General features: G+C 67.1%; 11 protein-coding genes. 6 read left to right on the forward strand and 5 right to left on the reverse strand.

Annotated features, from left to right (window positions below):
* The first annotated feature begins 120 nt into the window (after positions 1–120).
* Complete coding sequence (locus tag EPN51_RS06745; protein ID WP_293038881.1) at positions 121–2379, forward strand: helicase-associated domain-containing protein; 2259 nt, start codon at positions 121–123, stop codon at positions 2377–2379.
* A gap of 152 nt (positions 2380–2531) precedes the next feature.
* Entirely contained in the window at positions 2532–4181 is a 1650-nt protein-coding gene (locus EPN51_RS06750; RefSeq protein ID WP_293038884.1) for a DNA repair helicase XPB, read from the forward strand.
* A 12-nt stretch (positions 4182–4193) separates the two neighbouring features.
* Here the strand turns inward: EPN51_RS06750 and EPN51_RS06755 are convergent, their stop codons facing one another.
* A complete protein-coding gene (locus EPN51_RS06755; protein WP_293038887.1) occupies positions 4194–5339 on the reverse strand; it encodes a thiolase family protein in 1146 nt (381 codons plus the stop codon).
* A gap of 111 nt (positions 5340–5450) precedes the next feature.
* Positions 5451–5864 (reverse strand): OB-fold domain-containing protein, encoded by a 414-nt coding sequence (locus tag EPN51_RS06760; protein ID WP_293038890.1) that lies wholly within the window; start codon positions 5862–5864, stop codon positions 5451–5453.
* A gap of 145 nt (positions 5865–6009) precedes the next feature.
* On the opposite strand from EPN51_RS06760, the gene EPN51_RS06765 reads away from it, so the two are divergent.
* Positions 6010–6303: an antibiotic biosynthesis monooxygenase gene (locus tag EPN51_RS06765; RefSeq protein ID WP_293038892.1), complete on the forward strand. Its 294-nt coding sequence runs from the start codon at positions 6010–6012 to the stop codon at positions 6301–6303.
* Positions 6304–6310: 7 nt separating this feature from the next.
* Here the strand turns inward: EPN51_RS06765 and EPN51_RS06770 are convergent, their stop codons facing one another.
* On the reverse strand, positions 6311–7300 hold the full coding sequence (locus tag EPN51_RS06770) for an LLM class F420-dependent oxidoreductase (protein ID WP_293038894.1): 990 nt from the start codon (positions 7298–7300) through the stop codon (positions 6311–6313).
* 47 nt (positions 7301–7347) lie between these two features.
* On the reverse strand, positions 7348–7884 hold the full coding sequence (locus tag EPN51_RS06775; protein WP_293038896.1) for a TetR/AcrR family transcriptional regulator: 537 nt from the start codon (positions 7882–7884) through the stop codon (positions 7348–7350).
* Positions 7885–7963: 79 nt separating this feature from the next.
* Between EPN51_RS06775 and EPN51_RS06780 the strand changes: the two genes are divergently transcribed.
* From EPN51_RS06780 to EPN51_RS06790, 3 genes are all read left to right on the forward strand, one after another.
* Positions 7964–9172: an FAD-dependent monooxygenase gene (locus EPN51_RS06780; RefSeq protein ID WP_293038898.1), complete on the forward strand. Its 1209-nt coding sequence runs from the start codon at positions 7964–7966 to the stop codon at positions 9170–9172.
* A 68-nt stretch (positions 9173–9240) separates the two neighbouring features.
* Positions 9241–10101 carry an LLM class F420-dependent oxidoreductase gene (locus tag EPN51_RS06785; RefSeq protein ID WP_293038900.1) on the forward strand — a complete coding sequence of 287 codons (861 nt, stop codon included), beginning with the start codon at positions 9241–9243 and terminating at the stop codon, positions 10099–10101.
* A 32-nt stretch (positions 10102–10133) separates the two neighbouring features.
* A complete protein-coding gene (locus tag EPN51_RS06790; protein ID WP_293038902.1) occupies positions 10134–10739 on the forward strand; it encodes a class I SAM-dependent methyltransferase in 606 nt (201 codons plus the stop codon).
* Positions 10740–10814: 75 nt separating this feature from the next.
* On the opposite strand, the gene EPN51_RS06795 is transcribed toward EPN51_RS06790, so the two are convergent.
* Positions 10815–11549: 3-hydroxyacyl-CoA dehydrogenase family protein (locus tag EPN51_RS06795; RefSeq protein WP_293038904.1), on the reverse strand; the 735-nt coding region annotated here is incomplete at its 5' end.

The raw sequence follows: 11549 nt of genomic DNA on the forward strand, positions 1-11549 counted from the left end.
GAGATCCATTCTGACAGGTGACCCGGGAGCGCGTGGCGCAAGACCGAAGGTTCACGTCGCTGCGCTGCCGCCGCTTCGCAATCTGCTCGGTACCCACGACCTGCTTTACGCTGGTCAGCGATGACCGTCAACACCCCGGATATCCCGCTGGGGTCGTGGCTGGCCGAGTTATCCGATGAGCGCCTGATCCGACTGCTGGAATCACGGCCGGACCTCGCCCAACCCCCGCCCGGCAACATCGCCGCACTGGCAGCGCGAGCCCAGGCCCGCCAGTCGATCAAGGCTGCCACCGACGACCTCGACTTCCTGCGGCTGGCGGTGCTCGACGCACTACTGGTGCTGCAGGCCGACGCGGAACCGGTGCCGACCGCGAAGCTGCTGTCGCTGATCGGTGACCGCGCCCCCGAAGCCGACGTCCTCGACGCGGTCGACGATCTCCGGCAGCGCGTCTTGGTGTGGGGCGAGACCGCGCTACGGGTTGCCCCCGATGCCGGGACGGGAATGCCGTGGTACCCGGGGCAGGTCATTCTCGAGGACACCTCCCGCAGCGCCGAGCAGATCGCCGGCCTGATCGACGACCTCGATCAGGCTCAGCTCGAGGTCTTGGAGAAACTCCTCGAAGGGTCGCCGATGGGCCGCACCCGTGACGCCGCGCCCGGCGCGCCGGCCGACCGCCCGGTGCCCCAGTTGCTGGCCATGGGACTGCTGCGACGGATCGACGCCGAAACCGTGATCCTGCCCCGCCACGTGGGGCAGGTGCTGCGCGGCGAGCAGCCCGGCCCCATGCAGCTGACCGCGCCGGACCCGGTGGTGTCGACCACCACCCCCGACGATGCCGACGCGACGGCCGCCGGAGCCGCCATCGATCTGCTGCTGGAGCTCGACGTCCTTCTCGAAACACTTTCTGCCGCACCGGTTTCCGAGCTGCGTAGCGGCGGTCTGGGAATCCGGGATCTCAAGCGGCTGAGCAAGGTGTCCGGTATCGAGGAGCCGCGGCTGGGCTTGATCCTCGAAGTCGCGGCCGCGGCCGGATTGATCGCCAGCGGGATGCCCGACCCCGAACCCACCGCGGGCGAGGGACCGTACTGGGCGCCGACGGTCGTCACCGACCGGTTCGCCACGATGTCCACCGCCGAGCGCTGGCAGCTGTTGGCCGGCAGCTGGCTCGACCTTCCCAGCCGGCCGGCGCTGATCGGCACTCGCAGCCCCGACGCCAAACCCTATGGCGCGCTGACCGATGCGCTGTACTCCACGGCCGCACCGCTGGATCGCCGGCTATTGCTCGGCATGCTCTCCGAGCTCCCGTCGGGTGCCGGTGTCGACGCGGTGGAGGCCTCGGCGGCGCTGATCTGGCGGCGTCCGCGCTGGGCCAAGCGGTTGCAGCCCGGGCCCATCGGGGATCTGCTCACCGAAAGCCACGCCATGGGCCTGGTGGGGCGTGGGGCGATCAGCACGCCCGGTCGTGCGCTGCTGGACGAGGACGCCGATCCCCAGGCCGCGGTCGACGCGATGGCCCGGGCGCTACCCAAGCCGGTCGACCACTTCTTGGTGCAGGCGGACCTGACCGTTGTCGTGCCCGGACCGCTGCAGCGCGACCTGGCGGAGCAACTCGCCACGGTGGCCACCGTCGAATCGGCCGGTACGGCGATGGTGTATCGCGTCAGCGAGCAGTCGATCCGGCATGCGCTCGATGTCGGCAAGACCCGCGACTGGATGCACACCCTGTTTGCCAACCATTCCAAAACACCGGTGCCGCAAGGACTTACCTATCTCATCGACGACGTCGCGCGCAGGCACGGGCAGCTGCGGATCGGCATGGCCGCCTCGTTCGTGCGCTGCGAGGATCCGGCGTTGCTGGCCCAGGCCGTGGCTGCGCCCGCGACCGAAGATGTGCAGTTGCGTGCCCTGGCTCCCACGGTCGCGGTGTCACCGGCGCCGATCGCTGAGGTGCTCGCCGCGCTGCGGGCCGCGGGTTTTGCCCCGGCGGCCGAAGACTCCTCGGGCGCCATCGTCGACGTCCGGCCTCGCGGCGCCCGGGTGGCCACACCGCAGCAGCGCCGCCCGTACCGTCCGGTGCGGCGTCCCAACAGCGAAAGCCTCAATGCGGTCGTGGCGGTGCTGCGCAAGGTCACCGCCGCGCCGTTCGGCAATATCCGCGTCGATCCGGCGGCCACCATGACGCTGTTGCAGCGCGCGGCCAGGGAACAAGACACCCTGGTGATCGGTTATCTAGACGCGGCCGGGGTGGCCACCCAGCGGGTTGTGTCGCCGATCACCGTCCGGGGCGGTCAGCTGGTCGCGTTCGACTCGGCGTCGGGGCGGCTGCGCGACTTCGCGATCCACCGGATCACGTCGGTGGTGTCGGCCGCCGGCCGATAATGGGTGAGATGCGGGCGAAGCGAAGCGATGAGGAGGAGCCGCGCATAAATGCGCGCCGGCGACGATGCAGAGCGAAGCGATGAGGAGGAGCGGCGCATAAATGCGCGCCGGCGACGATGCAGAGCGAAGCGATGAGGAGGAGCGGCGCATAAATGTCTGACGGACCCTTGATCGTGCAGTCCGACAAGACGGTGCTGCTCGAAGTGGATCATGAGCAGGCCGGTGCGGCGCGGGCCGCCATCGCGCCGTTCGCCGAGCTGGAACGCGCACCCGAACACGTGCACACCTACCGCATCACACCGCTGGCGCTGTGGAATGCCCGCGCCGCCGGTCATGATGCCGAACAGGTCGTCGACGCGCTGGTCTCCTTCTCCCGTTATGCGGTGCCCCAGCCGCTGCTGGTCGACATCGTCGACACCATGGCCCGCTATGGCCGTCTGCAGCTGGTGAAAAACCCGGCACACGGCCTCAGCTTGGTGAGCCTGGATCGCGCGGTGCTCGAGGAGGTGTTGCGCAACAAGAAGATCGCGCCGATGCTCGGCGCCCGGATCGACGACGACACCGTCGTCGTCCACCCCAGCGAGCGCGGCCGGGTCAAACAAATGCTGCTCAAGATCGGTTGGCCCGCCGAGGATCTCGCGGGCTACGTCGATGGCGAGGCGCATCCGATCAGCCTGGCCCAAGACGGCTGGCACCTGCGCGACTATCAGCAGATGGCCACCGACTCGTTCTGGTCCGGCGGGTCCGGTGTGGTGGTGCTTCCGTGCGGCGCCGGTAAGACGCTGGTGGGGGCCGCGGCGATGGCGAAAGCCGGTGCGACGACGTTGATTTTGGTCACCAACATCGTCGCGGCGCGGCAGTGGAAACGCGAGCTGATCGCCCGCACATCGCTCACCGAGGACGAGATCGGCGAATACTCCGGTGAGCGCAAGGAAATCCGGCCCGTCACCATCTCGACGTACCAGATGATCACCCGCCGCACCAAGGGCGAGTATCGGCACCTTGAGCTGTTCGACAGTCGCGACTGGGGGCTGATCATCTACGACGAGGTCCACTTGTTGCCGGCGCCGGTGTTTCGGATGACCGCCGATCTGCAGTCCAAGCGGCGCCTGGGGTTGACCGCCACGCTGGTCCGCGAGGACGGCCGCGAGGGCGACGTGTTCTCCCTGATCGGCCCGAAACGCTATGACGCACCGTGGAAGGACATCGAGGCGCAGGGGTGGATCGCGCCGGCGGAGTGCGTCGAGGTGCGGGTCACGATGACCGACAACGAGCGGATGACGTATGCCACCGCCGAACCCGAGGAGCGTTACAAGCTGTGCTCGACGGTGCACACCAAAATCGCTGTGGTCAAGTCGATTTTGGCAAAGCATCCGGGTGAGCAGACCCTGGTGATCGGCGCGTACCTCGATCAGCTCGACGAGCTGGGCGCCGAGCTGAGCGCCCCGGTGATCCAGGGCTCCACGCGGACGAAGGAACGCGAAGAGCTGTTCGACGCCTTCCGCCGCGGCGAGGTGAACACGCTGGTGGTGTCCAAGGTCGCCAACTTCTCCATCGACTTGCCGGAAGCCGCGGTGGCCGTGCAGGTTTCGGGTACCTTCGGTTCGCGCCAGGAGGAGGCGCAGCGGCTGGGCCGGCTGTTGCGGCCCAAGGCCGACGGCGGGGGCGCCACCTTCTATTCCGTGGTGGCGCGCGACAGCCTGGACGCCGAATACGCCGCGCACCGGCAGCGCTTCCTGGCCGAGCAAGGCTACGGCTACATCATCCGCGACGCGGACGACCTTCTGGGCCCGGCTATTTGACTGCGGGCAGTCCTACAGCGACAGGATGGTCGCCGACGCGGTGCCGGGCGCACCGTACACCTGAGCCAGGCCGACACGCGGGTTGCCGGGCACCTGACGCTCCCCGGCCTCGCCGCGCAACTGCCGCACCAGTTCGTGCACCTGCCGCAGTCCCGACGCGCCGATCGGCTCGCCGTTGGCGATCAGCCCGCCGTCGGTGTTGACGGGTATCGAGCCGTGGATCTCGGTGGCGCCATCGGCCAGCAGCTTCTCCTGCTCGCCGTCCGCGCACAGACCGGTCTCGGCCATGTGGATCACCTCGGCCCCGGCGTCGGTGTCCTGCAGCTGCGCGATGTCGACGTCTTCGGGTCCGATGCCGGCCGCCTCGTAGGCGGCCTTGGCCGCGTACACCGTCGGCGAGGGATCCTCGTCGAGCGGCGCCGAGGTGGCATGCACCTCGTAGGCACCGAACGTGCGCGTGCGGATCTCACTGGAGCGCACATACACCGGCTTGTCGGTGAATTTCTCGGCCATGTCGGCGCGACACATGATGACCGCGGCGGCGCCCTCGTCGGGCGCGCAGAACATGTACTGGGTCAGCGGATAGTTGAGAACGGTCGAGTTGAGGATCTCGTCCTCGGGAATAGCTTTGCGCCGGAACGCATTCGGATTCAGTGCACCGTTGCGGAAGTTCTTGGCCGCCACCTTGGCCAAGGTGGCCTGGGAGATGTTGTGGTCGTGGATGTACTTGTTGGCCTTCATGCCGAAGAACTTGGTGGTGACGAACTGCCCGTTGTTGGCGTACCACTGCGGCAGCGCCAGCTTGGCGGGGTCGTCGGTGAACGCGCCGCGGGGGTGCTTGTCGAGGCCGATGGCGATGCCGATGTCGTATTTGCCCAGCCGGATGGTGTCGGCGGTCTGCTGGATGGCGCTGGCCGCGGTGGCGCACGCGTTGAATACGTTGGTGAACGTGATGCCGGTCAGCCCGACCAGTCGGGTCACCGCGTCGGGGTTGGAGACCTCATAGCTGCCACCGAAGCCGAACTGGATGTCTTTCCAGTCCACGCCGGCGTCTTTGAGCGCGAGCTGGACCGCCTCCGCGCCCATCTGCATCGCGGTCTTCTCGAACCTGCCGAACGGGTGGAGGCCCACGCCGATGATGGCGACATCGTTGGTCATCTCAAATCCTCCTGGATAGATGGTGGCGACCCGCTTCGCCCGGCTCCGCCGCCCTCGCGATCACCACGGATAGATGGTGGCGACCCGCTCGATAGCCGGTGGTGATCACCACTAGACCGGCTGGAACGCGAAGGTCATGATTTCGGCGCCCTCGTCGTCGGTGGTGAGGGGCACCATGATGAGTTCGACCTCCTGGCCGAACTGCAGCTTGGCCGGGTCGTTCTCGGTCAACCGTCCTTCGACGCGGATGACGTCACCGAGCTGGACCAAACCGACACCGAACGGCACGAAGTCCTTGCCGGCCGGGCCGGCATAGGGGGCGCCGGGCGGAAAGCCCTGCGTCGTCCACGCCACCAGCGTCCCGCGGCGCGGCAACAACACATCGGACATCGCGCCGGCGCTACAGCGCGGGCACCACTGCTGCACCGGGAAGGTGGTGGCCGCACAGCTGGCGCACCGGCTGCCGATCAGCTGCGGGCTCTCATCCGGCCAGGTAGAGATCTCGGGGGCTAGTGCCTTCTGCATCGAGGGATCCTCCAGGATCGTCCACAATCCGCCAACGGAACTCACTGAACCGTATAACAGCCTTCCGAAAAGTGGAAACCGCATTCTCGTCAACCGCACACCGGCTGAACGCCCGCGAGCCGCGCGGGGAAGATATGTTGGCGCCATGACGGTCACCGTGATACTCGAGCTCAAGTTCAAGCCCGACGAGGTCGCCGCGGGGCGCGAGCTGATGGGCCGGGCGCTGCAAGACACCCGGGGGTTCGATGGCAATGTCCGCACCGACGTGCTCGTCGACGAGGACGACGAAGCGCACTGGCTGATCTACGAGATCTGGGATTCGGTCGAGCATGACGAGGCCTACCGCGCGTTTCGCGCCGGTGCGGGCAAGCTGACGCACCTTCCCGCGCTGCTGGCCGCGCCCCCGGCCAAGACGAGGTACGTCACGGCCGACGTCTGACGAGCCGTCAGCTCAGCGCGGGAATGATCTCTCGTTCGAACAACTCGATGCCGGAACGGTCGTAGGCGGCCTCGGGGAAATAGCAGATGGCGTATTCGCACCCGAGGTCGCGGATCTTCGCCAGGCGCTCGATGACCTGTTCCGGTGTGCCCGTTGCCGAGTCCGGCCCGCTGGTACCGGCGATCATCGCATCCGCGGCAGCCTCGCCCACATAACCGACCATGCGGTCGCGGATCCGTTGCAGCCGGTCGTTGACATCGGCCTCCGACGTGCCGACGACGGCGTTGACGTTGACCGAACGCACGATGGCATCGAAGTCGGTGCCCAGGTTGCGGCAGTGCTCGGCGAGTACCTCCGACTTGTGGGCGAACGCCTCCGGCTCGGGCGTGAAGTTGGTGTACTGCGCGTATTGGGCGGCGATACGCAGGGTCAGCTTCTCGCCACCACCCGCGATCCACAGCGGAATCCCGTTGTCCTGCAACGGCTTAGGAGCGACGATCGCGCCGTCGACCTGATAGTGCTTGCCGTCAAAGCTGACCTTGCCGTCGCGCCAGGCGTCGCGCATGATCTGGACCCCTTCGTCCAGCCGGCCCAACCGCACACCCGCCGAGGGGAATCCGTAACCGTAAGCGCGCCATTCGTGTTCATACCAGCCACCACCAATCCCCATCTGAATCCGGCCACCGGAGATGATGTCGGCCGTCGCGGCGACCTTGGCGAGGTAGACCGGGTTTCGGTAGCTCATCGCCGTGCACATTTGGCCGAGCTTGATCCGCGACGTGGTGGCCGCGTACGCGGCCATGAGCGACCACGCTTCGTGGGTGGCTTCGCCGGTGGGCACCGGGACGGTGTGGAAATGGTCGTAGACCCACAGCGAGTCCCAGCTGCCCCGGTCCGCGTGGTCAGCCAGATCTCGCATCACCGCCCAGTGTTTTTCGGGCTCGATGCCGACGAGATCCATTCGCCAGCCCTGCGGAATGAAGAGTCCAAAGCGCATACCAAGGGACTTTAGCCCGGCTACGGAACGGGATAAGGCGGGGTAACTCAGCCATTCAGCGCGTCGAGTGCTGCCGCGACCGACTTCTCGCGCAACTCCTCCTGCGGCGCGTCGGCGAACTGCACGCAGCAGTCCTGCAAGCCGCCGAATGCGACGACCGCGCGGGTGGACTGCGCGAGCGTCGGCTTGTCACCGAACACCAGCCTGGCCAGCCGCTCGCGCCACGCGAGCACGGTGTCGATGAGGTCGAGGTCGATCAGTGTCGACAACTCGGTCAAGAGCAGCACCAGATCCCGTCGGTGCCGGTAGTGGAAATCGAAATAGCCCTCTAACAACTCGCGGGCATCGGTGTCGCCGCGGCCCTCGTGGTCGGCGACGAACCGCTCGCCCTCGTCGATCAGCGGCACCAGGATGCTGCGCACCAGTTCTTCGCGTGATGGAAAGTGGTAGTACAGCGCGGGTTTGGTGATGCCCAGCTGGTTGGCGATATCCTGCAGGCTGGTGCGCTGCACGCCCCGCTGCAAAAACAGCTCGCGAGCGACCTCCTGAATGCGCTCTCGCGTGTCTGACCGCGGCCTGCTCACCCCACGAGTTTATCTGACTTACCGATCGGTAAGTGGGATGCTATGCTTACCGAACGTTAAGTAAGTTGGGCGGTGAATCATGCGGATACTCATCTCCGGCGCCAGCATCGCCGGCCCGGTGCTGGCCTACTGGCTGTCCCGCCACGGCTTCGACGTCACCGTCGTCGAGCGCGCACCGACGCTGCGCAAAACCGGCGGTCACGCCGTCGACCTGTTCCGTCCCGCAATGGAGATCTCGGCGAAGATGGGTGTCCTGCCACGCATCGAGGCCCTGGCCACCGGAACGAACCGGCTGGCGTTGTACCGGGAAGGCAGGGCCCGGGCCACCGAGATCGACCTCGCCAAGATCTACGCCGCCAGCTCCGACCGGCACGTGGAAATCATGCGCGACGACCTCAGCGAGATTTACTACGACGCCGCCCGCAACGACGTCGAGTACCTGTTCGGCGACTCGATCACCGCGATCGAGCACGACGGGACCGTGATATTCGAGCACTCCCCGGCACGCACCTTCGACGTCGTCGTTGGTGCCGACGGCCTGCATTCCAACGTTCGGCACCTGACGTTCGGCGAACAGGCCGGGCTGACGCGCTTCCTCGGGGGATATCTGTCGGTGTTCTCGGCGCCCAAAGCGCTGGTCGAGCCCGGGGAGATGGTCGGCCACGTCGGCGTCGGCCGCTTCGCCGGCATCTACACGGCGGACCACTTGGACGACGCGCGGGTGGTGTTTCTGTTTCGCACCAAGGGGGAATTGGACTACGGCCACCACGATGCGTTGCGGCAGAAGGAGTTACTGCGCGACGCCTTCGCCGGGATGCACGAGCAGGTGGACAGCTGGCTGGCCGAAATCGAGCGGACACCCACCTTCTACTTCGACTCCATCACCCAGCTGCGCACGGACAGGTGGTCGCGCCGCCGGGTCACCCTGGTCGGCGACGCCGGATACTGCCCCGGCCCGGCGGTGGGCGGCAGCACCAGCCTCGCTGTCCTCGGCGCCTACGTGCTGGCCGGAGAGCTCGCCCGGGCCGACGGCGACCACCTGCGCGCCTTCGCCGCGTACGAACTGCAGATGCGCGACCCGGTGCATCGCAGCCGGTCCTTCGCTCGCGGTGCCGCCAAGGGCATCATCCCCGGTTCGGAAGCTGGAGTCTGGGCGTTAACCCGTGGAGCCCAACTGATCTCGGCGATGCCGGGGTCGCTATCCCGGTCGTTGGCCAAGCTGAACACCAAGGGCGTCCGGATGCACGATTCGATGCCGGTCCCCGAATACACCGGAAGCGACGTCTGACAGCATGTCCAGTAAGACGCGGACCCGCGTTGCCGCGGCAGGCGCATGCCAAGAAGGGAAGGCATCAGATGGAACTGACCGGTGTTGGGATCTGGAGCAGTCAGCTGCGCTACGGCGACCCGGCCGAATCCGGCGACGCAGCAGCCGAACTCGATGAACTCGGCTTCCCCGCCCTATGGATACCGGACGTCGGCGGACCGGTGTTCGACGCGGTGGGCCATCTGCTCGCCGCGACCAAGCGGACTGTGATCGCCACCGGCATCCTGAATCTGTGGATGCATTCGCCGGGCGACGTCGCCGAATCCTATGCGACGCTGACCGCCGAGCACGGGGACCGCTTCCTGCTGGGAATCGGCGTCAGCCACGCACCGCTGATCGACGCCGGCCAGCCCGGGCGCTACCGCAAACCTCTGGCGGCGACGGCGGCGTTCCTCGACGCGTTGGATGCCGCGCCGCGGCCGGTTCCCACCGAGCGCCGAGTTCTCGCCGCGCTTGGCCCGAAGATGTTGAAACTGTCCGCGAGCCGCGCCGGTGGCGCCCACCCGTACCTCGTCACTCCGGACCACACCGCTTCTGCCCGTTCGGCTTTGGGCCAGGGCCCCTTGCTGCTGCCGGAGCAGACGGTGATCCTGACCGACAGCGCCGACGAGGCGCGTCAGATCGGAACCGATTGGCTACGAGCGTATTTGGCCTTGCCCAACTATGCGAACAACCTGCTGCGCAGCGGCTTCTCCGAAGACGATCTCACGCAGGTGAGCGATCGGCTCTTCAACGCGATCATCGCCTGGGGTGACGAAGACGCCATCATGCGACGGGTCACCGAGCATCGTTCCGCCGGCGCTGATCATGTCTGCATCCAGGTGCTGCTCGCGGATCCAACAGCCTTCCCGCGTGCCGAATGGCGCCGAATCGCCGCCGCCGCCAGATAGAAGGTGACCGGCCGCGGGGCCTAGGGTGAGTCATGGCCTCCAAACAGATGCTGTTTCGGATCTTTTACCGCCTCGGTTTCACCCCATGGGACGGCCATCCCCTCGCCCAAAGCGTGCGGGACCTGGTCGAGGGAACCCGCGACACCGCCGCCCTCCCCGCGGGGTCGGCCCTAGAGGTGGGGTGCGGTACCGGCGACGGCTCGATCTACCTCGCCCAACACGGCTGGAAGGTCACGGCGGTCGACTTCGTGGCCAAGCCCCTCGAGCGGGCGCGCGCCAAGGCCGCCACGGCCGGCGCTTCCGTCGACTTCCTCCAGGCCGACGTCACGCAGTTGAGCCAGGCGGGGATCGGCGCGAACTTCGAGTTGATCATCGACAACGGTTGCCTGCACAACATGAGCGACGGCGACCGCGATGCCTACGTCAGGGAGATCAGCGCCGTGGCGGCCCCCGATGCGCGGCTGCTTATCGTCGCGTTCGTGCCCGGCGGCCGGGTCGGGGTGCGCGGCGTCGATCGCGCCGAGATGGAACGGCGGTTCACGCAGAATTGGACGTTGCTGTCGGCCGGCGCGGAACGCGAGCTTGACCGTGCCGAGAAGACGCCGGCGCGGTACTACCTGTTCCAAAGGCGGCGTTAGCCTTTCGAGACGACAGAACGAAAAAGCCCCGAAACCTCGTTGTTCCGGGGGCTTTTCCGCCTGCGTGGTGCAGGGTCAGCTCAGTGATGGGGGCGGCAGGAAGCGGTCGCCGTAGCGGGCGGCCAGTTCCTTGGCCCGGGCCACGAAGGCATCCTTACCCGTGCCGCCGGCACCGGAGTAGCCGACGATGAACTGCGCGCTACCACCGGTGTAGGGCGGGAAGCCGATGCCCATGATCGAGCCGATGTTGGCGTCGGCGGTCGACGTCAGCACGCCCTCGTCCAGGCACTTCTGCGTCTCGAGCGCCTCGGCGAACAGCATGCGATCGATCATGTCCTGCAACGGAATCTCGGCACTGCCCGACTTGAACGTCTCCCGCAGGCCCGGCCACAGGCCGGTGCGTTTGCCGTCGACGTACTCGTAGAAACCGGCGCCCTTCAAACGGCTGGGCCGCCCGATCTCGATCATCTTCTCGACGACCGCCTCGGCCGGATGCGGCTCGTAGGTGCCGCCCGCGTCCTCGACGCCCCTTCGGGTAGCGGCGGCGATCTTGTGCATCAGTTCCAGGTTGAGCTCGTCGGACAGCTGCAGCGGTGGCGCCGGGTAGCCGGCCTGCGAACCGGCGTGCTCGATGCTGGCGGGCTCCACGCCCTCGCCGAGCATCGCCAGCGCCTCGTTCACGAACGTGCCGATGACGCGGCTGGTGAAGAACCCACGGCTGTCGTTGACGACGATCGGGGTCTTGCCGATGGCCAGCGTGTAGTCGAACACCCGGGCCAGGGCCTCGTCGGAAGTCTTCTCGCCCTTGAT

It is taken from the genome of Mycobacterium sp., from assembly GCF_004298145.1.
Classification (GTDB): domain Bacteria; phylum Actinomycetota; class Actinomycetes; order Mycobacteriales; family Mycobacteriaceae; genus Mycobacterium.